This window comes from Pedobacter aquatilis, from assembly GCF_032678405.1.
GTDB classification, from domain to species: Bacteria; Bacteroidota; Bacteroidia; order Sphingobacteriales; family Sphingobacteriaceae; genus Pedobacter; species Pedobacter aquatilis_A.
In genome coordinates this window covers 688,204-709,100 of sequence record NZ_JAVTSJ010000001.1, presented here as the reverse complement: position 1 = coordinate 709,100, position 20,897 = coordinate 688,204, and the positions used below count along the sequence as shown (strand labels likewise).

The following is a 20,897-nucleotide window of genomic DNA, read 5'->3' as shown; positions in this document are numbered from 1 at the left end:
TTTAGCTGTAAAAAGCATTTTTTGAAGTCCCTTTGCCAAAAGCATCGGGACTTTTTTTATTTTTGCGCCTTATGATAATCAATTTATTTGATGATGCTTGCTGGGCGTCTTTACGTCCGCTTACTTTTACAAGGCCAGTGGCCAATTTACGCGTTGGTATTTTAACCATAGCTGAAAAATGGGCCAAATATCTAAATGCCGATTTTGGTTTTTACACACAGGATTATCTTTCCGGAAAATTTACGCCTAAACCTAATGCTGAGTTATTTATAAACGGATCTGTTTGTCCTGATGAGGCTTTGCTCAATGCAGTAAACAATCTTAAAGCAGGTGAAGCACTTTATAAAAATGATATTGTTATCGCTTATAAGGCTGAGCAACACAATCTTGAGTTGGTTAAATCCTTGAAGCAGATTGAATACGTTGCCGATTTTGTACAGATCGTTCATCCGGAAAATATTTTTGGCTATAACCCGGGAGAGATTAGAAAAGACTTTAAACTGTTAACACATGGTCGAAGTTCTGCTAAAATAAGCAGTACCAATCAATTGCTTGGTGATGATATTTTTCTTGAAGAAGGTGCTAAAATTGAATGTAGTGTGCTTAACAGTGGCTATGGGCCAATCTACATCGGGAAAAATGCCGAAGTTTGGGAAGGTTCCTTAATCAGAGGATCTTTTGCACTTTGCGAAAACTCGTCGGTAAAAATGGGAGCGAAAATCTATTCAGGTACTACAATCGGCCCGAATAGTCGTGCAGGCGGTGAAATTAACAATGCTGTAATATGGGGTAATTCAGCTAAAGGACACGATGGCTACCTCGGTAATTCAGTAATGGGCGAATGGTGCAATATTGGTGCTGATAGCAACAATTCTAATTTGAAAAATAACTACGCCGAAGTTAAGCTATACGATTATGAAAGGGAGAAAATGCGTAACACACACCTGCAGTTTTGTGGTTTAATCATGGCCGATCATGCTAAATGTGGTATAAATACGATGTTTAATACCGGCAGTGTAGTTGGTGTTAGTGCAAATGTGTTTGGTGGTGGATTTCCGCCAAATTATATACCCGATTTTAGTTGGGGCGGTGGAAATAGCTTTGAAGTATATAGATTGGATAAAATGCTCGAAACGACTGAAAAGGTATTCGCCAGAAAAAACCTGTCTTTAACTAATACAGAAAGAGATATTATTGCCAAAGTATTTGAATTAACTGAATCGTACAGACGATTTTAATATAAAACCTTGATCTTTAGGGGTCAACCAATCCTTAAATAATAATACAAAATGAGAAAAAAGATTGTTGCCGGTAACTGGAAAATGAACTTAGATTATAATGAAGGCATTTCATTATTCAGCGAAATTGTAAATATGGTAAAAGATGAACGCAAGGGCGATCAGCTTGCTATTATTTGTGCTCCGTTTGTTCATTTAAATAGCTTGGTAAAGCTTGGTGGTACTGATGTTGCCATTGGTGCTCAAAATATTCACGATAAAGAGAGTGGTGCATACACAGGAGAAATTTCAGCGAAAATGGTTAAATCTGTTGGCGTGGAGTATGTTATTTTAGGCCATTCAGAACGCAGACAGTACCAGGCTGAAAGTGATGAGTTATTAGCAGCAAAAACCAAAACAGCTTTAGCTAATGGATTAAAGCCGATTTTTTGTATTGGTGAAACATTAGATGAACGTAATAATGGAAGTTACTATGAAGTGCTGAAGAAACAATTGGTTGAAGGTCTTTTTAGTTTAACTGAAGAAGATTTCAAAAAAGTTGTAATTGCGTATGAACCAGTTTGGGCTATTGGTACAGGATTAACTGCATCACCTGAACAAGCACAAGATATTCATGCCTTTATTCGTTCTGAAATAGAAGCAAACTATGGTTTTAATGTTGCTGACGATACTACAATATTATATGGTGGTAGCTGTAACCCAGGTAATGCCGCGAGCTTATTCGCACAGAAAGACATTGATGGTGGTTTAATTGGTGGAGCTTCGTTAAAATCACGTGATTTTACAGATATTATTAAAGCATTAAATAGCTAGATGCAATACATTAAGGCAATATTTACATTCAAAGGTATTGAAGACTATCAGCAAGATCTGCTCATAAGCGATCTTGCCGATTTAGGCTTCGATACTTTCGAAGATAGTGAGGGTGGTTTTACTGCATTTGTAATCAAGGATAATTTTAATGAGCAGGAATTAAAAGCTCTTTTGGCTAATTACAGCGAGGAATTTGCAACAGATTATCTGTTGGAAGACGTTGCCGATGAGAATTGGAATGCCGAATGGGAGAAGAATTTTAGTCCGTTGATTATCGATGATGTTTGCTATGTGAGGGCTACATTTCATACACCTCAACCGTCATATCCGTATGAGATCGTGATCGACCCAAAAATGGCTTTTGGAACTGGTCATCATCAAACTACAACCATGGTAATGCAATATATCTTAGCTGCTGATGTAAAGGATAAGAATATCCTCGACATGGGCTGCGGCACCGGTATTTTAGCGATCCTGGCCGCAAAACTTGGGGCTAAAAATTTAATGGCTATCGATTATGATGATATCTGTTACCAAAGTACCATCGAAAATGCCGCACTTAACCAGGTTGATAATTTAGATGCACTTTGTGGTAGTAAGGAAGTAATTCCTAATGATGAATATGAGATTATTTTTGCCAATATTAATCGCAATATTCTCTTAGATCAGATTCATCGTTATGCTGAAGTTTTAAAAACAGGCGGTAAAATTTTCTTTAGTGGTTTTTATTTAGATCCTGATTTAAGTATGCTCACAGCCGAATGCGCTAAATATGGTATCAAATACCTGGATCACAAACAAAACGGCGATTGGGTTGCGGCTCAGTTTGAAAAAAAGTAAAATGTGTGATGTGAAATGGATGATATGAATAGCATTCATTCAATAATTCAATCATTTAAAATTCAATCATTAAGTATATGCGCATACATTTTATCGCAATTGGCGGAAGTGCCATGCACAATTTAGCAATTGCCTTACATAAAAAAGGTTATCAAATAACAGGTTCTGATGATGTTATTTTTGAACCTGCAAAATCCAGATTAGATAAATATGGGCTTTTGCCAATCGAAATGGGCTGGGATGAAAACCGCATTTCTAAAGCGCTTGATGCCGTAATTTTGGGCATGCATGCAAGGATAGATAATCCGGAATTGCTAAGAGCCCAGGAACTTGGCGTTAAAATTTATTCATACCCTGAATATATTTTCGAGCAGAGCAAAAACAAACTGCGTGTGGTAATTGGCGGTAGTCATGGTAAAACAACCATTACCAGTATGATTCTGCATGTATTGAATTACTACAACCGCGATTTCGATTATCTTGTTGGGGCGCAATTGGCAGGTTTCGAAACCATGGTTAAAGTAACAGAGGAAGCTCCGGTAATGATTATTGAAGGTGATGAATATTTATCTTCACCAATCGATAGAAGACCCAAGTTTCATCTCTACAAGGCAAATGTGGCAGTTATTAGTGGCATAGCCTGGGACCATATCAATGTTTTCCCAACATACGCTGACTATACTTTGCAATTTGACAAATTTATAAATACCATTGAGCCTAACGGCACTTTGATTTATTGCAAGGCAGATGCCGATCTGAATGAAATTGTAGCAAACAGCAGTGCGCAAATAACCAAAATAGGCTACGCTATTCCTGAACACGAAATAAGAGAGGGCATAACTTATTTACTTCCTCAAAAAACGGCATTAAAGGTATTTGGCGATCATAATCTGATGAATATGAATGCTGCAAAACTAGTTTGTGCTCAGCTCAATATTAGCGAAACGGATTTTAACCAGGCAATTTCGTCATTTGCCGGTGCAGCGAAACGTCTGGAGGTTATTTCTGCTGATGAGTCTACAAATGTGTACAAGGATTTTGCTCATTCGCCGTCAAAGTTAAAGGCGACTATCGATGCCGTGAAATCGCAGTTTTCTAATCGTAAACTTGTTGCTTGTATTGAATTGCATACTTTCAGCAGTCTAAATAAAGATTTTTTAAAGGAATATGCAGGTTCGATGGATAAAGCAGATGATGCAATCGTTTTTATCGATTTGAAATCATTTGAGCAAAAAAGGATGGAGCCATTTTCTGAGCAGGATGTTCAGGACTCTTTTTCAAATCCAAACCTTAAATTTTTCAATAATGCCTCAGCTTTAAAGACGTATTTGTTAAGTTTAAATTATAAGGATACAAATTTATTAATGATGAGTTCTGGTAATTATGCAGGTTTTGATTTGCCTGAACTCGCAGCTTCATTAAACAAATAGATTTTAGGTGTGAGATTTTGAAAATTAGATTAAATCACTATCAGGATCTCACGCCTTAGTTTTCTGGCTCTTTGTATGAAAAACATAGGCGAAAATATTAAGCAAAGTAGAATATCGCTCGGATTAAGCCAGGCCGATGCTGCTAAGCTGCTTAAAATATCAACCCCGGCTTTCTGTAAAATTGAAACCGGACAAACTGATCTCAATATCTCCCGATTACTTCAGATTTCAAAAGCTTTTAAAATTTCCGTTGCTCAGCTAATTGATGAAAAAGCAGATGTGGCAGATGCTTCAAGCGAATTGGTTTTCCTTAAAAAAGAGCTAATAGAGAAAGAGGACGAGCTTAATAAACTTCGTAAAAAAGTGATTGAGCTATATGATAAGCTGGGTATATGAAAATTCATTTCTGTTGAGTTTAATTCGATTAATTGTCATAAATTTAAAATTTAAATAGAATAAAATTCATATATATTAAAATAATTTTGAATTTTGTTCTTATTCTTTTTAGTTTTATAGAATGATAGTCGAAAATACTTTTAGCCTCGATCATGTCGATTTAGCTATACTCAAACTGATGCAGGAAAATGCCCGGATTTCTAACGTTGATTTGGCAAAGGCATTGGAGCTCGTCCCTTCAGCTGTTCTAGAACGCGTAAAAAAACTCGAAAAAAAGAATGTAATTACCGGATACAACGCCAAAGTAAATCCTGTGGCTGTTGATTTAAAGCTATTGGCTTTTATCTCGATGAAGTCGGCCCAGAGTTTTAGCTGTAACGATACCGCAAACGAACTCGCGAAGATTCCTGATGTGCAGGAAGTACATGTTATTGCCGGGGATGATTGCTTTCTGGTTAAGGTAAGAACCACCGATTCAGCCTCACTTATGGCTTTGCTCCGCGATGAATTTAGTAAGATCCCTAATATTTTATCGGTGAAAACAACGATTGTTTTAGAAACGGTAAAAGAGCAGCAACAACTGGTAATTCCTCAAAAGTAAAATCATGACGAACTTAAATAAAAATGCATCGCCGGTAATGGTTTACCTGGCTTTTGCTATTGTATACATCGTTTGGGGTTCAACTTACTTTTTTATTCAAAAGGCTTTGGCAGGTTTTCCGCCTTTTACTTTAGGGATTGTAAGGTTCACCATTGCGGGTGTTTTAATGCTAAGCTGGTGCAGGGTTAATGGAGAACAAATTTTTAACCTTAAAACCATTAAAATTGCAACTGTTAGTGGTCTTTTAATGCTAGGGTTAGGAAATGGTATCGTAATCTGGGTTGAGCAGTTTATTCCAAGCGGTTTAGTGGCTATTATGGTGGCTTCGGCTGCAATATGGTTTGTTATTCTTGATAAATCACACTGGAAAGAAAACCTCAGTAATAAATATATCGTATCAGGCTTAATTATTGGTTTTTTAGGTGTTGTACTTTTATTCGGCGACCAGATTGTACAGGCGCTCGATAAACCGCAAAGTAACCTGCAAATTATTGGTATGGTTTTACTGGTTTTTGGACCAATTGCCTGGGCAGGTGGTTCTCTTTATTCAAAATACCATCCTACTACAGAGAGTTCGGTTTCAGTAAATACAGGTTGGCAAATGCTGATGGCAAGTTTAGCTTTTTTACCCGGTGCTTTATTAAAATCAGAATTTGTACAGCTCGATTGGCGAAGTATTCCACTTGATGCTTGGTTGTCTATCATTTATCTGATCTTGTTTGGCTCTATCGCCGCATTTAGCGCATATGTATGGTTGTTAAAAGTTCGCCCGGCTACGCAGGTGAGTACTTATGCTTATGTAAATCCGGTTGTGGCGGTACTGCTCAGTTTAACTTTTACCGATGAGAAGATTGGGTTTACACAGGTAATCGGACTTGTAATTATTCTGGGAAGTGTACTGCTAATTAATATTCCGAAATATAAAAAGGTGTAGGTTGTTCTTAAACTTTTATCCCTCCCAAATTAATACTTAATGAAGAAATCTATATAATATCTAAAATAGATTTCTTCATTGCATTAAAAATGAAAAATAGCCGGTATAATCAAAAAGACTTTGTTTTAGGCTAAAAAACTTTCCGCATTGTTAAATGCTTTTTACCGAAAGTAGCTCCGGTAGCTTTGTGAATGGCGATCATCTGTTCGTTAAAATCGCCAACCCAGCTTAATTCCAATTCCTTGTACTGATTTTTTGGTAGTACATATTCTCCAAGGCGAATGAATAGAACAGACTCTAGTCCATGTTTCTGGAATTTTGGTTTGGTGCCCATTACAATTGCTCGCATACGTGTAACGCCAACCCATCTGCGGTATGCAAATTTTAACTTTTGTAATAAGCCTAATTTACCATCAAAACCTTTAATCATCTGGTTTGCATCGGGAATAAGCACAACAAAAGATGCAGGCTCTCCTTCAAAATAAGCAAATTGAATTAAATGCTCATCCATTATCGGCTCCATACTTTTAAAACTTTCCTCTAAAGTTTCTTTCTTTACAGGAACAAAGTTTTCGAAATTTTGCCAGCCATCATTATAGATTTCCATCAGGTCGGCAATGTACTTTTCCGAATTTTTCTTGCTGAAATATTCAAACGTGTAACCAGGCTTATTTCTAACCCAATTGGCTATTTTTGTAAATCTTTCGGGAAAGGGGATGGTTAAATTGATGTGGTTGGTTAACTGTTCATATTGTGTTTCAAAACCGTAGGCATCGAAAAATTTTTGATAGTATGGGAAATTGTAATTCATACCGAAAGAAGGAGGGGTAAACCCATCAACCAATAAGCCCCAGAAGCTATCATTTTCACCAAAATTTATTGGTCCATCCATGGCTTTCATTCCATTTTCAGTAAGCCAGGCTTTTGCCGTGTCGAATAATAAGAAAGCTGCTTGCTCATCATCTATGCATTCAAAAAAACCCATCCCACCGGTAGGTTGTTCGTATTGAAAAGCTTTTTTTTCGTTGATGAAAGCTGCAATCCTCCCAATTAACTTTCCGCTTTCATCTTTTAAAACCCATCGTGTGCATTTACCGTGGCTGAAGAAATTGTTCTTATTCGGATCAAAAACATTCTCTACTTCTGAATCAAGCGGACAAATCCAGTTTTTATCGTTTTTGTAAAGAATTTTTGGTGTTTCTAAGAAATCGTTTTTTAGCGTAGAATTACTTACCTGTATAATTTGCATGGCAGATTTTAAAATTAAAAAGCATCCAACCAAACGGGCGGATGCTTTTCAAATATATAGTTTTTTTAAAAATTAATAATCGTCGTCGTCGTCATCAAAGTTGTCGAAGTTATCCAGGTCATCTAAAGGACCATCAAAGTCGTCATCATCATCATCACGGGATTTTTTTGCAGGTTTTAAATCTGCATCATCTTCAAAATCGTCGTTATCTTCTACTTCTTTTTTAGTAGTCGGTTTTGTCGGGGATTTCTTTGGAGTTTTCATACAACAAAAATAAAAATTGCTTTTATAGTTTAAAAATACGAAAAAACTTTTTTTAATAACAAACTGGTTTTAAACAAATTAAAATTAATTTATTCGGTAGTTTCGCCTATTGTATTTTCTTCACGGGTTATATCTTTTAACTGTGGTAACTGCGATAAGTTATTCAAAGCAAAGTAATCCATAAATAAGTTACTTGTGGTATATAAAATTGGTCTTCCAGGTGTCTCTGCTTTTCCCTCTATGCTTATTAGTTCTTTCTCTAAAAGCCTTTGTACAGAATAATCGGAATTTACACCTCTTATTTGTTCTATTTCGAGTTTAGTGATGGGTTGACGGTAGGCAATTATTGCCAGTGTTTCCATAGCGGCCTGGCTCAGTTTTTTCTTTGAACGATGTAGCTGTAACTGGTTTACTGTTTCGTGATAGTCTTTCTTTGTCAAAAACTGATATCCTTTATTAAGATTTACGAGTTCTATTGCAAAGTTATGATCAGCATATTTTAATTTAATTTCATCTAAACTTTCAAAAACCTGCGTTTCAATTATCTCATCTTCAAAAACAGCATTAAGCGCTAGGATAATTTCCTGTACATTAATGCTTTGTACCGAAGAAAAAATAAGGGCTTCTATGTGTTGTGTAATATTAGTTTGGGGCATAAACAAAAGTAAAAGTTTTGAGCAAAAAAAAGCGGTCTCGCTTTTTAAAAAACAAGACCGCTTTCAACACACAAATGAAACCTGAATTAAGATATAGTTTTAGGTTAGGTTATTAAATATCTATATCAATTCTATAAGAACGTTTTTGATAAACACTATCGTTTATTTCTAACACAAGTTTAAGGCTAATCTTAATGCGAAGTTATTTCTATTTAGTGAGTGGTATTAATAATTGAGTAAACGGTAATAATTCTATTTTAACGGTATAGAAATGAATACAGTTGTTCCGTTTTCGTTGTTTTGACGTACATTTAACTGTATAGGTTTTGCTTCAATTTGTCCTAAAAGATTTAACCTTTCTTTAGTGAGTTGCATCCCTTTACTAATGTGTTTGTCCTTTTTGTCTTTGAGCGAATTCTCTATTCCCACACCATCATCAATAATTTCGATATTCAGGTATTGTTCATCAAGTAGGTGTATGTTAATTTGTATTTCGCCTCCGGTTTCTTTCGGCATTATACCATGCCAGATAGCATTTTCTACGTAAGGTTGTAAAAGCATCGACGGAATTAAGGTTTCGTCTCTGTCTATTTCTTCATCAATATTAATTACATATTGAAGTTTTTCACCAAAACGGTTTTTTTCTAGTTTAAGGTATAAGTTTAAGTACTCCAGCTCTTCTTCCAGGGTTATGTAGCTTTTCGTACAGATTTCAAGGTTTTTTCTAATTAATCTTGCAAAACCAGTTAATACCTTATTGGCCGATGCTGTGTTTTGAGTATTGATGTAATGCTGGATGGAGTTCATTACGTTAAAAACGAAATGCGGATTCATCATCGCCTGTAATGCCTGTTGCTCGAGCATTAAAATTCTGTTTTTAAGCAAAAGCTGTTCCTGCTCCTTATCTTTTTGCCTTCTTGTAATGTACACAGCTAGTTTATAGAAAACATAACCTACCAAAAGAATTAAGATTGATAAGAACCACAGGCTTTGCCAGAATTGCTTTTTAATGGTAAAAGCAATTTTTGCAGATGGCCCCCAATCGTTATTCTGGCTTTTTGCACTTACTTCGAACAAATAATCGCCTGCTTGCAATGCCGAAAAATCCAATCGCCGGGTTCGGGTTTCGAGCCATGCCGAATTTTCATTTAAACGATAGCGGTATGTTATATCACTTGTGGTAAAATCAACTGCACCAAAGGTGAAAAGTACGGTGTTGTTTCCGCTCTCAAAAGTAAAATTATTCTGATTTATCGGTAAACGTTCGCCATTTTTTATAATCGATGTGATGTAAACTTTTGGATGACTCTTGCTTACATTCTTCTTGTCGTACTTAAAAAGAATTAATCCCTTATTTGTAGCGAAATAAGCAGTACTATCATCAATGTATAAACTGTTAACATCTTCGGTAAGCAAATCCTTTCCATAATCGAAATTAATTACTTCAGCCTTATTTGCATAATCCGAAATTTTATTTACCCCTTTATTGGTAAGCGCCCAAATTTCATTGTTTTTTATAAAAAGTTTTGTGCAGATATCGTTCGTTAAACCATTTTTTTGAGTAATCTGTCTGATGATTTTATTGTCTTTATAAAAAAGAATGCCATAACCGTCGGTTGCTAAAATTAAAGTGCCGTCAGGTAATTGCTGTATATCGTTTATCCTTTTGGTTAACAGCGGATTATTTCTAAAATGCTGAATTAATTTGCCATTGGCGAATTGCGATAAACCATTAACATTAGAGAACCACAAACCACCATTTTTATCGTAAAAAACATGGTAAGACCTGTCTTTGAAAAAATCTTCTTTCTCTCGGTATTTTAATGAGTTAAATTCGAGTTTGTTTATCCTGTCGGAAAGGAAAACTACTCCCGAAGATAATGCCAGCGCCAATTGGTTGTTTTTTTCGCTCAGGCTAAAATGCTTTACAACAAACATTGAATTGTTCGCCTCCTTGAGGTATTTTACATCATCTTTGGTTTTCGATACATTTTTAAAAACGCCTAATCCATAATCAGATGAAAAATAAACGGCATCTTTTTTCTCATCGAAAGCAATTTGTTTTATTACTTTATACTTTTTGTAATCATCCAGACCAACCTCATCAATTGCATAGTTTTTAATATTTAGTATATCAATCACCGCATCATCAGTGCCAAGCCAGAGCCTGTTGTTACTATCCTTGGTAATACTTTTAATTACGTTGCTGCTCAAGCCCGATTCTGCATCGATGATTGATAAGCGGGAATTGACATTCGGCAACATATAAATGCCCTGGTTTGTAGCAAACCACATGTTATTGCTGTAATCCTTTACCGATTGATTAACGGTAATGCCTTGCAAATACATCACTGTTTTGCCGCTTCGGTCCATTACCAGTGCGCCGTTGTTATTTGCAAGCCAAACTTCTCCATTCTTATTATCATAATAAAAATAACCAGACATATTTTTCAGCAAATTGTCGGGAATGGTTATGAGGCTTTTTATCGTATTATGCTGATATAATTTCAGTCCTTGCTCATCCAGATAATACAACGATCCGTTGGGTAGGTTACAAGCCGACATGTACGATAAGGGATTAACTTTGTTTGTGGTAACAGAGAAATTCTTTCCGTCGTACTTTTGTCTGCTTAAATCGCTGTATGCATAAATATTTCCTTTTTCATCTTCATGAAGAAAAGCATTTGTAAACTGGGTATTTACGCCAGGTGAAATAAATTTTTTAACAGATTTTCCATCCCAAAGAATGATAAGGTTTGAGTTTGTTCCCAGCCATATTCTACCTTTTTTATCTTCTAAGAAAGAAACAATTACAGTATTTGAATTTAGTTCTTTAAGTAACTTGTTGTTATTACGGTTATAAAATTTACCATCTTTAAGGAAGCTTAATTGACCGTTTAGCGCTAAAAACCATAACCTGCCCGCCCTATCTTCTTTTATCTGAAGTATTTGTGTATCAGGTAAGCCATCTTCAATATTAAAATTCTGAAAATTAGTTCCGTCAAAACGGCTTAAACCTGCATCTGTGGCAATCCATATGAAACCTTTTTTATCCTGTAAAATATAATAGCAATTATTACTTGCCAGTCCGTTTTTAGAGGTGTAATGTGGTAAATAAGTTGTTTGTGCTAAAATGTAATTAGGAAAAGCTAATAAGGCAAGGGATAGCAATAAGAAGCTGTTTCTGAACACTGTTTTTGTGTAGAAATATCGGATAATTGCCGAAAAAATGAGTTGAGTGTTTCTAATAATGCTCACCGTTCGATTTTGTAAATAGCTTTATTTTTTCAAAAAAATCGCTTGCTCTTCTTCTTGATACATTTATACTATCGCCGTTTTTAAGAAGTGCCTGTAAGCCATTTTTAGAATTATATTCTTTTAAATGATTAAGGTTGATGATGCTTGATTTATGTATACGAACAAATTGCTCGGAAGGTAAAAGTTCTTCAAATTCGCGAAGTACTTTCGAAACGGTTATTTTATCGTGATTACTTAAATGGAATACCGAATAATTACTATCGGCCTCAATGTAAATAATATCATCAATATCAATCATTTTAAAACCTTGTCCATAAGGAAGTGTAAGCTTTCTTATTTCTGTCCTGCTGGTGAGGCTCGATGCCAGATTTGTGATCCGTTCGTCTTTTTTATCAATGGTATTGTGTAGCCGGATGTGCTCTACAACTTTTTCGACTGCGATTTTTAATTCATCAATATCTATTGGTTTCAATAAATAATCGAGCGCATTGGCCTTTATTGCTTTTAAAGCATACTGATCGTAGGCTGTTGTAAATATCACGGCAGCATTGTGTTGCTGGGCGGCTGGAATAAGCTCAAAACCATTACCTCCAGGCATTGCAATATCAAGAAATATTAGGTTTATAGGGTGATGAGCAAGGATTTCCTTCGCTTCAGCAACTGAACGGGCTATGCCGGTAATTTCTACCTGCGGACAGTTTTGTTGCAGCAAAAAGAACAGCGAAGAACGTGCAAATTCCTCATCATCAACAATAATAGCTTTTAATATACTCATAGTTATAGGTTGGTGAATGTATTAAAAACGCCTTATAAAAAAAAATGTAAATGCAAAAACCAAGACTGGTAATTGTCACGTATATATCACCAAACCGAGATTGAAAAATCCCTAAACGTAAAAAATATGAAAAACAATGAACTAGAAATTAAAGATGAACTTCAGCAAGAAAGTTTGTTTAATGGTAGTTTAGGCCGCAGGTCTTTTCTACAATTTGCCGGAGCCAGTGCTGCGGGAATGGCATTGATAGCTGCCGGTTGTAAAAAAGACCGTGGTTACGCATCAATGGATGGTGCAACTTTAGATTTTAAAGATGACTTTGGTGTATTAAACTATGCCTACGCTTTAGAGCAATTGGAAGCTGCATTTTATGTTAAAGTTGCTTCAGCTCCACCAACAAGCTTCTCTGCTGCTGAAAAAGCTTATTTCCAGGATATTCAGTTTCATGAAATTGCACACAGAGAGTTTTTTAAAAACGCTTTGAGCACTGCTGCAATTGGTAGTTTAGAGGTTGATTTTTCGAGCATTAATTTTACCGATCGTACAAGTGTTTTGGGGGCAGCTAAAGCTTTCGAAGATTTAGGTGTTGCAGCTTATAACGGAGCAGGTGTACGTATTAAAACTGATGCTTATTTAGTGTTAGCTGGCAAAATTGTTTCTGTAGAGGCTCGCCATGCTGCTTACATCCGCGATTTAATATCTAATGGTTCTTTCGCTGATTTAAACGATTTAACCGCACTTGGTTCGAACAATGCAGGTGGTTTGGATGGCGCATTAACACCAGATAAGGTATTGGCTGTAGCTGGTAAATACATCAAAACAAAAATTAATGTAATTAATCTTTAATCTTAATCTCCTGAAATCATGAATATCGTAAATATATTAGAAGAAATTGAAAAAGTTGACGGCGAAATCTATGAAAGATTAAGTCCGAGAAGAGCTGCAATGAAAGATTTTTACTCAATGGGTAAAAAAATTGCTTTCGCGGCTGCACCATTGGCATTAGGTTCGATGTTTACCAAAGCCTATGGACAAACATTACCAACAGCTGTAGTTGGAACATTGAATTTTGCACTGGCTTTAGAGTATTTGGAGTTCAATTTTTATAACCACGCTTTGTTAGGTACTGATGTTACCTTTGCGTATCCAACTACTGCCGCAAAAGCTGCAATCACCACTATCCGCGATCATGAAGCTGCTCACGTTGCTTTATTAAAAGGTGCATTAGGTTCTTCAGCCAGGGCTGAGATTACTTACGCAATGACAGACTTTACCGCAGGCGGTACCTTTTCAACGGTTTATTCTGATTACACTACTTTCTTAAAAGTTGCGCTAGGTTTTGAAGATACAGGCGTAAGGGCATACAAAGGACAGGCAACTGTTTTAAAGGGTAATTCAGTATTAACTACCGCATTGCAAATTCATTCTGTAGAAGCGCGTCATGCTTCGCACATCCGCCAGATGCTTGCCGCTGCCGGTGCTTCAATTAAACCATGGATTAGCCTTGGCGCTGGCGGCATTTCTAACGATACAGGTGTACCTCAGGTTGATCCTGTTTATGCTGGCGAAAATCTGGATGTACAGGCAGGTGTTACCATTACCGGTATAAACGGTAATACTGGTGTAACGAAAGCTGCAGCTGTAGAATCCTTTGATGAAGCTTTAGATACCGCAAGTGTGGTTACAATCGCAAATTTATTCTTAAGAACGGGTTCAAAATTATAATAGAAAGAATATAATCAATCCTGATTAAAATAGGTAATGTTTAGTTTAAGGTAGGGAAGTAGGACTTAGGTTCTGTTTCCCTTTTTTTTGCAGGATTTTAACGCAGATAGATTTTTGGGCTGCGGGAAATGTTGTTATTTAAAATGAGTTGAGTAGCTATTTAGAAATGGTTATTCCCTTGAAAAATATGTTTTTATTCAGGATGCTTTTACCGTCAGGCAAGATACAGGTGAAACTGTAAGCAACACCATCGATGAATATAGTAATAAAATACACTCGTGATTTATTAACCTCATCACGGCCTTCAAACTGATACGAAGTTTTTCCGGTAAGGTTTGAGATCGAAACTGGCCCAAATGTATATTTTGGCATCGACGGTTTAAAACCTTCCAGAAATTCATTAGCAAAATCCTGCTCAACCACTACACTATCAAATGCCGCCTTATCAAAATTAATTGCTTTTGCGATATCAGCCATGCTGGCAGCAAAAATTACACCTTCGTCATCTTTAACACCATAGGATGTTTCAGAAGCTTTTACTGGTTTTTTTGGAAAAGATATACTGATTTTATCGCCTAACTTTTGATTAAACCAATTTTGCTGTGCATTTACTGCTATGCTTAAAATGAGGAAAAAGAAAAGGCAAAAATATTTCCGAAACATGATAAATCCTAATAAGTTATCACCTGTTCTTCTAAATGTTCAGGTAAATCGCGGTAATTGTATTTTTGCCCACGAAGCTGTGGCTCAAAACCTGCTGCTTTTATCGATTGTTGAATGCCATTTGCCGTAAACCTGTGCGGTGCACCTGCTGCCGAAACAACATTTTCCTCAATCATAATCGAACCGAAATCGTTTGCTCCTGCGTGTAAACACAATTGAGCAGTTGTTTTACCAACAGTTAGCCAGCTTGCCTGAATATTTTTAATGTTTGGTAACATAATACGGCTTAAAGCAATCATTCTGATGTATTCATCGGCAGTAACGTTGTTGCTGATTCCTCTGAGTCTTTTTAACAGCGTTCCGTCATCCTGAAAAGGCCACGGTATAAAAGCTAAAAACCCATTTGCATCAGCAGGTTTTTCACTTTGAACCTGGCGAATCCAAACCAAGTGCTCGAAACGTTCTTCGATGGTTTCGACATGGCCAAACATCATGGTAGCTGAAGTTGTAATATCCAGCTGATGACAAGCCCTCATTACATCCAGCCATTCTTGTCCACCGCATTTACCTTTCGAAATCAAACGCCGAACACGGTCGTTTAAAATTTCAGCTCCTGCTCCAGGTAAAGAATCCATACCAGCCTCTTTTAACGTTTTTAAAACATCAGTATGGCTTAAACCTTCGAGTTTAGCTACGTGCGCAATTTCGGGCGGGCCTAAAGCATGAAGTTTTAAATCAGGATATAATTCTTTTAATTTTTTGAATAAATCAGCATAAAATGCCAAACCTAAATCGGGGTGATGACCGCCTTGCAGCAATAACTGATCACCTCCTAAACGAAAAGTTTCCTCTATTTTAACTTTATAGGTTTCAATATCAGTAATATAGCTTTCGTCGTGACCAGGGCGGCGAAAGAAGTTGCAGAATTTACAATTAGCAATACAAACATTCGTGGTATTTACATTTCTGTCGATTTGCCAGGTAACTTTACCACTTGGTACCTGAATTTTCCTGAGTTCGTTAGCCACAAACATCAAAGATGCCGTATCGGCATTATGGTAAAGATGTACACCTTCTTCAAGGCTTAAGAAATCGAAATGTAATGCCCGTTGCAGTAAATCGGCTGTATTCATAGTACAAAGATAAATAAAAGTCGTCAGTCGCAAGCCCTAAGTCGTCAGCCTTTGGTAAATACAGTGTTAAAAAGCGTTAAACCTTTCAAAAATAAAATGTGTCTCACAGCTTACATTTTACATCCTCATTTTTCTTCTAAAATTCTATCTTTACAATCCTAAAATTAGATAATGGTAGATTTTAAACGCTTCACACTAGCCAATGGGTTAAAAGTTCTGGTACATGAAGATGCCACAACGCCAATGGCAGTTTTAAATATTTTGTATGATGTGGGTGCCCGCGATGAGGATGCCGAAAAAACTGGTTTTGCCCACCTATTTGAGCATTTAATGTTTGGCGGTTCAGTTAACATCCCGAATTATGATGAGCCTTTGCAACGCGTAGGTGGTGAAAACAACGCATTTACAAGTAACGATATCACTAATTACTATATTACTTTACCCGCTGAAAACATAGAAACAGCTTTTTGGCTGGAAAGCGACAGGATGCTGAATCTTGCTTTTTCTGAAAAAAGCCTTGAAACACAAATTAATGTTGTGAGCGAGGAGTTTAAACAGCGCTATCTAAACCAGCCTTATGGCGATGTATGGTTGAAATTACGTCCGCTGGCCTACAAAACCCATCCTTACCGCTGGGCAACTATTGGTAAAGAGCTTTCGCACATTGAAGATGCTAAAATGAGTGATGTAAAAGCCTTCTTTAAAAAACATTATAACCCAACAAATGCAATTTTGGTTGTTGGTGGAAATGTGAAGGTAGATGATGTTAAAAAACTTGCTGAGAAATGGTTCGAGCCTATTCCAGCAGGCGAAAAATATAACCGAAACCTTAGTCAGGAAGCAAAACAAACTGAAGCAAGGTTTGAAACCGTAAAAGCGAATGTTCCCCTTAATGCTATATATATCGCTTTTAAGATGTCGGGTAGATTAGGGAAAGATTATTACGCTTTCGATTTATTATCAGATGTACTTTCTGGCGGAAAATCGTCGAGATTACATAACAGTTTGTTAAAAGAGCAGCAGTTATTTAGCGATATCAATGCGTATATTTCAAGTAGTTTAGACCCCGGTTTATTTATCGTTGAAGGAAAACTGGTTGAAGGCGTTTCGATTGAAAGAGCAGAGGCTGCCATATGGGAAGAACTTGAGAAAATGAAAGCTGAACCTGTTAGCAATAAGGAGTTAACAAAAGTGAAAAATAAGGTAGAATCGGTTTTGGTTTTCTCAGAGATGAGCCTGCTTGATAAAGCTATGAATCTGGCATACTACGAATTGCTGGGCGATGCAGCTATTTTAAATGAAGAAGCAGCTAAATATTTGAAGGTTGAGGCTGATGATGTTCAAAGAATAGCTCAGGAAACTTTCAATAAAGACTTATCATCTACCTTGTATTATTTAACCGAAGAACATGCTTAACCGTACGCAGGCACCTGATTTTAAACAGGTATCCAACATAAAATTTATTCAACCTGAAAGAAAATCACTGGATAATGATGTTCCGGTGTTTACCGTGTATTCAGGAGAACAGGATTTGGTAAGAATCGAATTCATTTTCGAAAATGTAAACTGGAATCCTGACAAACCATTACAAGCCATTGCTGTTAGTGCCATGTTAAATAATGGAACCGGGAAATTATCATCAAAAGAAATTGCCGAGAATATCGATTTCTATGGTGCTTTTTTTCAAACAGAATATGGGCAAGACCAATCTACAGTAACCCTTTATTCCTTAAATAAACATCTTGCATCTGTTTTACCTATTGTTAAGGATGTGCTTTCTGATAGCCAGTTTCCACAAAAAGAACTTGATATCTATATCCAGAATCAAAAGCAAAAATTACAGGTCAATTTGCAGAAAAATGATATTCTTTCGCGTAAAGAATTTTCTCATGCTTTATTTGGTGATACAGCTTACGGGGTTGATATCCAGTTGAAACATTATGACGCCGTAAAACGTGATGATTTACTGGCGTATTTCAAAGCTGCCTATACCCCAAATAATTGTACAATAGTTGTTGCAGGGAAATTCAGTGAAGAAAGTTTTTCTTTATTGAATACCCATTTCGGTAAGGACTGGGGAAAAAGTGATGCAACAAAAAACAATTTCAGTTTCGATTCGCCAAAAGCAAATGAGGTTTATAAAGAAAAACCCGAATCTTTGCAGTCAGCTATTCGTATTGGTCAGCTGGCAATTAACCGCAGACACGAGGATTTTGCAGGATTACAGATTTTAAACTGTGTTTTAGGTGGTTATTTTGGCTCCCGTTTAATGAATAATATCCGGGAAGATAAAGGCTATACTTACGGTATTGGTTCGGGTATTGTATCCTTAAAAAATGCCGGATATTTGTTTATTGCGACAGAGGTTGGTGCCGATGTTTGTACTGCAGCATTAACTGAAATTTATAAAGAGATAGATTTACTAAAAAACGAACTCGTTGAAGCAGAAGAGCTTGAACTGGTGAGAAATTATATGTTAGGCTCGATGTTAGGTAGCCTGGAAAATGTCTTTTCACATGCTGATAAATTCAAGAATATTTATTTCTCGGGATTGGATTACAGCTATTATGAAAACTATATTCATAAAGTGAAGACGATAAGTGCTGAAGAAATAAAGGATTTAGCTAATAAATACCTGACTACTGCAAGCTTTACCGAAGTGGTGGTAGGGAAGAAGTAACCTGATAATAGTAAGAATAAAAAAGGGGCTGAAAATTAATTTTCAGCCCCTTTTTTTATCTGTACTGACATAAATAAGCTGTCTGTATATCTGTTTTTACTTTGAAGGATGAATTAGCAGGAACTTCAAATTTACTTCCGGTTCCGAAAGATTCCCACTCATCATGTTCAGGAAGTAAAGCATTAAGAACGCCTTCAATAACATGCATAATTTCTTTCTGGGCTGTTCCAAATTCGTATTCGCCCGGATTTATTATACCTATCGTTGATTTACCATCTGCACTTTCGTAACCTAACGATTTTACATTTCCATCGAAGTATTGGTTTTCAGTTATCATAACCTAATTTTACTGTATTTTTGCTAAAACTGCTTTTTGCTTATCCGCCTGGTATATTTTCTTATAGAATTCTACATATTCGTTATATTTCTCAGGAGGATATTTTTTATCATTCATTGTTTGTGTACGGGTATACACAATAGTATTTTCTTTAGTAACAAATTTGGCCGTGTATGAACCAAACTCTGAATTAATTGTAATGTCTTTAGGAATAAATTCTACTTTCAATCCAGTTGGTAAGTTGTAAATTATTTCATCTTCATCATTATAACTGAATGGTACCGAAAATTGTGTCTTCCTATTCTCAACTTTAAGCGGCACACTTTCTTTTCTATTAACCTGATTTAAAACTAAAAATAGTTTGTCTCCTCCTTTACTTAACAATTGATTGGTTTTAAAGTTTAATTCTTCAGTTAGTATAGGTGTATTTTTATTTGGTTGGAGGTATTTAAAACTTCGAAGTTCGGCAATCGGAAGCATGCTGCTTTCCAATATTTTTTTTCTTGTTTCTACAGGTTCTAATAATGTAAATTCGAAATTGTCTTCAAATTGAGCGTTCCCGTAAATTGATCTCATTTCAAGGTTTCCAGTTCCATCATCTGCCAAAATAATTTTTGTTTTTCTTATTTGATAGTTTTCTTTTGCGGATAATGCAGGTGTACGTACCATTTTACCTCCAGATTCAGTAATCATTAAAACATTTCGGTCAGCGTTACTGTAACCAATAAAGCCCATAGGTTTGTATTGGCTTGTACATTCTAAAAATGTAGTATCTTTTTCCGAGGGAATGCACAAAATCATATGATTTGCCTGACCTATGCTGGAATAATTTGGATTTAAGCTTGGCATTCCATTTCCAATAATGATAAGGTTCGATTGTATTCCTGCCTCATTTAAAAGTGCTTTCATGAAATTTGATAAAGCTTTGCAATCACCATAATTGACCTGCGCAACTTTTTCTGCTAAAATAGGACGGAAACCACCTACGCCAAGCTGAACACTAACATATCTGGTATTTTGCTGCAAATAGTTATAAAGAATCTGAATTTTTTCCTTATTTGTTTTCGCATCTTTAATTAAATTTTGCACCAAGCTTTTTGTTGATTCGGGCAGTTTATTCCCCCCCTCATTTAATTTATAAATCCACGAACCAAAATTTTTCCAATTATCAAAATTTCCAGTTGTATTATCGTACTCGAACTGATTGGGGGAAGCTTTAACCCAAGAAGAAATGTTATCAATGCCTGCTGACATTGGTTCTCTGGTTATTGCCTGGATATTATTGCTCCTCCAGTTATATTGAATTTTATCGCCTATTGCTGTCGAATCTGTTTTAAGGTTATTACTGGTTAAATATTTTAACTGATATGATTTGTTTTTTTGAATGGTATATACCGATTTTTCTGTGGAAATGCCAAAGCCTTTAAGATCTCTCCAGGAAGGCAAGGTGAGTAGTCCATTAAAGTTTTGAGTGAAGCTGTATTCAATGGTATATGGATAATTATTGCTAACAAATTTTAACAACTTTATTCTGTTGTCCTGAAAAAGAGAGAAACCATCTGATGCAAGCTGATCACGAATATCAGAAGATTTATATTCTTTTATTCGTTTTCCTGATGCATCATAAAGAGCAGCTTTGATATTAGAAATATTAGAAAAATTATCATAAACTTCTTCCATTTCTGCTAAATCATCACCTGCTTTATTTAAAATGGTTATCGCAATTTTATATTCATATTGGGCTGATCCAATACTTTTAATGTCTATAAATTGCTCTTCATTTCTAACTACGGCAACAGCATCTTTTTTTAAGTCTTCAGTAATTTTTGCTACATCATAATTAATCTGAGCAGAAGAAAAATTAAGTGTAGTTAATGATATCAATAGAATTAATAAATACCTCAT

At 36.0% G+C, this 20,897-nt stretch carries 20 protein-coding genes; 11 read left to right on the top strand and 9 right to left on the bottom strand.

Annotated elements, in window-relative coordinates:
- Window positions 1–71: 71 nt before the first annotated feature.
- The 7 genes from R2R71_RS03055 to R2R71_RS03025 all read left to right on the top strand — a co-directional run bounded on the left by R2R71_RS03055 (window position 72) and on the right by R2R71_RS03025 (window position 6,252).
- The gene (locus R2R71_RS03055; RefSeq protein WP_316829773.1) at window positions 72–1,238 is read left to right on the top strand and encodes a GlmU family protein; all 1,167 of its coding nucleotides are present in this window, start codon (window positions 72–74) and stop codon (window positions 1,236–1,238) included.
- Window positions 1,239–1,289: 51 nt separating this feature from the next.
- Window positions 1,290–2,051, top strand: a complete 762-nt coding sequence (gene tpiA / locus R2R71_RS03050) for a triose-phosphate isomerase (RefSeq protein WP_316829772.1) — start codon at window positions 1,290–1,292, stop codon at window positions 2,049–2,051.
- Entirely contained in the window at window positions 2,052–2,891 is an 840-nt protein-coding gene (gene prmA, locus R2R71_RS03045; protein ID WP_316829771.1) for a 50S ribosomal protein L11 methyltransferase, read from the top strand.
- 77 nt (window positions 2,892–2,968) lie between these two features.
- Entirely contained in the window at window positions 2,969–4,321 is a 1,353-nt protein-coding gene (locus R2R71_RS03040) for a UDP-N-acetylmuramate--L-alanine ligase (RefSeq protein ID WP_316829770.1), read from the top strand.
- A 75-nt stretch (window positions 4,322–4,396) separates the two neighbouring features.
- Window positions 4,397–4,717, top strand: a complete 321-nt coding sequence (locus R2R71_RS03035) for a helix-turn-helix transcriptional regulator (RefSeq protein ID WP_316829769.1) — start codon at window positions 4,397–4,399, stop codon at window positions 4,715–4,717.
- A gap of 121 nt (window positions 4,718–4,838) precedes the next feature.
- Window positions 4,839–5,318 carry an Lrp/AsnC family transcriptional regulator gene (locus R2R71_RS03030; protein WP_316829768.1) on the top strand — a complete coding sequence of 160 codons (480 nt, stop codon included), beginning with the start codon at window positions 4,839–4,841 and terminating at the stop codon, window positions 5,316–5,318.
- Between the two features lie 4 nt (window positions 5,319–5,322).
- On the top strand, window positions 5,323–6,252 hold the full coding sequence (locus R2R71_RS03025) for an EamA family transporter (protein WP_316829767.1): 930 nt from the start codon (window positions 5,323–5,325) through the stop codon (window positions 6,250–6,252).
- A gap of 130 nt (window positions 6,253–6,382) precedes the next feature.
- Here the strand turns inward: R2R71_RS03025 and R2R71_RS03020 are convergent, their stop codons facing one another.
- From R2R71_RS03020 to R2R71_RS03000, 5 genes are all read right to left on the bottom strand, one after another.
- Entirely contained in the window at window positions 6,383–7,501 is a 1,119-nt protein-coding gene (locus R2R71_RS03020; protein ID WP_316829766.1) for a GNAT family N-acetyltransferase, read from the bottom strand.
- Between the two features lie 72 nt (window positions 7,502–7,573).
- Window positions 7,574–7,765, bottom strand: coding sequence for a hypothetical protein (locus R2R71_RS03015; RefSeq protein ID WP_316829765.1), 192 nt, complete (start codon window positions 7,763–7,765; stop codon window positions 7,574–7,576).
- A gap of 89 nt (window positions 7,766–7,854) precedes the next feature.
- The gene (scpB, locus tag R2R71_RS03010; protein ID WP_316829764.1) at window positions 7,855–8,421 is read right to left on the bottom strand and encodes an SMC-Scp complex subunit ScpB; all 567 of its coding nucleotides are present in this window, start codon (window positions 8,419–8,421) and stop codon (window positions 7,855–7,857) included.
- A 252-nt stretch (window positions 8,422–8,673) separates the two neighbouring features.
- Window positions 8,674–11,679 carry a two-component regulator propeller domain-containing protein gene (locus tag R2R71_RS03005; RefSeq protein WP_316829763.1) on the bottom strand — a complete coding sequence of 1,002 codons (3,006 nt, stop codon included), beginning with the start codon at window positions 11,677–11,679 and terminating at the stop codon, window positions 8,674–8,676.
- The gene (locus R2R71_RS03000) at window positions 11,666–12,454 is read right to left on the bottom strand and encodes a LytTR family DNA-binding domain-containing protein (RefSeq protein ID WP_316829762.1); all 789 of its coding nucleotides are present in this window, start codon (window positions 12,452–12,454) and stop codon (window positions 11,666–11,668) included. The genes R2R71_RS03005 and R2R71_RS03000 overlap by 14 nt, the downstream gene beginning before the upstream one ends.
- Window positions 12,455–12,580: 126 nt before the next feature.
- Here R2R71_RS03000 and R2R71_RS02995 point away from each other — a divergent pair, with 126 nt between their 5' ends.
- Window positions 12,581–13,300, top strand: coding sequence for a ferritin-like domain-containing protein (locus R2R71_RS02995; protein ID WP_316829761.1), 720 nt, complete (start codon window positions 12,581–12,583; stop codon window positions 13,298–13,300).
- Between the two features lie 18 nt (window positions 13,301–13,318).
- Complete coding sequence (locus tag R2R71_RS02990) at window positions 13,319–14,179, top strand: ferritin-like domain-containing protein (protein WP_316829760.1); 861 nt, start codon at window positions 13,319–13,321, stop codon at window positions 14,177–14,179.
- Window positions 14,180–14,335: 156 nt separating this feature from the next.
- On the opposite strand, the gene R2R71_RS02985 is transcribed toward R2R71_RS02990, so the two are convergent.
- Both R2R71_RS02985 and R2R71_RS02980 read right to left on the bottom strand, forming a co-directional pair.
- Window positions 14,336–14,842 (bottom strand): hypothetical protein, encoded by a 507-nt coding sequence (locus R2R71_RS02985; protein WP_316829759.1) that lies wholly within the window; start codon window positions 14,840–14,842, stop codon window positions 14,336–14,338.
- Between the two features lie 8 nt (window positions 14,843–14,850).
- Window positions 14,851–15,975 carry a CofH family radical SAM protein gene (locus R2R71_RS02980; protein WP_316829758.1) on the bottom strand — a complete coding sequence of 375 codons (1,125 nt, stop codon included), beginning with the start codon at window positions 15,973–15,975 and terminating at the stop codon, window positions 14,851–14,853.
- A gap of 171 nt (window positions 15,976–16,146) precedes the next feature.
- Here R2R71_RS02980 and R2R71_RS02975 point away from each other — a divergent pair, with 171 nt between their 5' ends.
- Both R2R71_RS02975 and R2R71_RS02970 read left to right on the top strand, forming a co-directional pair.
- Complete coding sequence (locus R2R71_RS02975; protein WP_316829757.1) at window positions 16,147–17,391, top strand: pitrilysin family protein; 1,245 nt, start codon at window positions 16,147–16,149, stop codon at window positions 17,389–17,391.
- Complete coding sequence (locus R2R71_RS02970) at window positions 17,384–18,655, top strand: pitrilysin family protein (RefSeq protein ID WP_316829756.1); 1,272 nt, start codon at window positions 17,384–17,386, stop codon at window positions 18,653–18,655. Before R2R71_RS02975 ends, R2R71_RS02970 begins: the two co-directional genes overlap by 8 nt.
- 55 nt (window positions 18,656–18,710) lie before the next feature.
- Here the strand turns inward: R2R71_RS02970 and R2R71_RS02965 are convergent, their stop codons facing one another.
- Both R2R71_RS02965 and R2R71_RS02960 read right to left on the bottom strand, forming a co-directional pair.
- Complete coding sequence (locus tag R2R71_RS02965; RefSeq protein ID WP_316829755.1) at window positions 18,711–18,992, bottom strand: pyrimidine/purine nucleoside phosphorylase; 282 nt, start codon at window positions 18,990–18,992, stop codon at window positions 18,711–18,713.
- A gap of 9 nt (window positions 18,993–19,001) precedes the next feature.
- A complete protein-coding gene (locus tag R2R71_RS02960; RefSeq protein ID WP_316829754.1) occupies window positions 19,002–20,897 on the bottom strand; it encodes a DUF3857 domain-containing protein in 1,896 nt (631 codons plus the stop codon).

Coding starts and splice junctions, on each gene's coding strand:
- scpB (WP_316829764.1), bottom strand. CDS start 8,421: ATGCCCCAAACTAATATTACACAACACATAGAAGCCCTTATTTTTTCT.
- R2R71_RS02995 (WP_316829761.1), top strand. CDS start 12,581: ATGAAAAACAATGAACTAGAAATTAAAGATGAACTTCAGCAAGAAAGT.
- R2R71_RS03020 (WP_316829766.1), bottom strand. CDS start 7,501: ATGCAAATTATACAGGTAAGTAATTCTACGCTAAAAAACGATTTCTTA.
- R2R71_RS03040 (WP_316829770.1), top strand. CDS start 2,969: ATGCGCATACATTTTATCGCAATTGGCGGAAGTGCCATGCACAATTTA.
- R2R71_RS03015 (WP_316829765.1), bottom strand. CDS start 7,765: ATGAAAACTCCAAAGAAATCCCCGACAAAACCGACTACTAAAAAAGAA.
- R2R71_RS02990 (WP_316829760.1), top strand. CDS start 13,319: ATGAATATCGTAAATATATTAGAAGAAATTGAAAAAGTTGACGGCGAA.
- R2R71_RS02985 (WP_316829759.1), bottom strand. CDS start 14,842: ATGTTTCGGAAATATTTTTGCCTTTTCTTTTTCCTCATTTTAAGCATA.
- R2R71_RS03035 (WP_316829769.1), top strand. CDS start 4,397: ATGAAAAACATAGGCGAAAATATTAAGCAAAGTAGAATATCGCTCGGA.
- R2R71_RS03030 (WP_316829768.1), top strand. CDS start 4,839: ATGATAGTCGAAAATACTTTTAGCCTCGATCATGTCGATTTAGCTATA.
- R2R71_RS02965 (WP_316829755.1), bottom strand. CDS start 18,992: ATGATAACTGAAAACCAATACTTCGATGGAAATGTAAAATCGTTAGGT.
- R2R71_RS02970 (WP_316829756.1), top strand. CDS start 17,384: ATGCTTAACCGTACGCAGGCACCTGATTTTAAACAGGTATCCAACATA.
- R2R71_RS03055 (WP_316829773.1), top strand. CDS start 72: ATGATAATCAATTTATTTGATGATGCTTGCTGGGCGTCTTTACGTCCG.
- R2R71_RS03000 (WP_316829762.1), bottom strand. CDS start 12,454: ATGAGTATATTAAAAGCTATTATTGTTGATGATGAGGAATTTGCACGT.
- tpiA (WP_316829772.1), top strand. CDS start 1,290: ATGAGAAAAAAGATTGTTGCCGGTAACTGGAAAATGAACTTAGATTAT.
- R2R71_RS02980 (WP_316829758.1), bottom strand. CDS start 15,975: ATGAATACAGCCGATTTACTGCAACGGGCATTACATTTCGATTTCTTA.
- prmA (WP_316829771.1), top strand. CDS start 2,052: ATGCAATACATTAAGGCAATATTTACATTCAAAGGTATTGAAGACTAT.
- R2R71_RS03025 (WP_316829767.1), top strand. CDS start 5,323: ATGACGAACTTAAATAAAAATGCATCGCCGGTAATGGTTTACCTGGCT.
- R2R71_RS02960 (WP_316829754.1), bottom strand. CDS start 20,897: ATGAGGTATTTATTAATTCTATTGATATCATTAACTACACTTAATTTT.
- R2R71_RS02975 (WP_316829757.1), top strand. CDS start 16,147: ATGGTAGATTTTAAACGCTTCACACTAGCCAATGGGTTAAAAGTTCTG.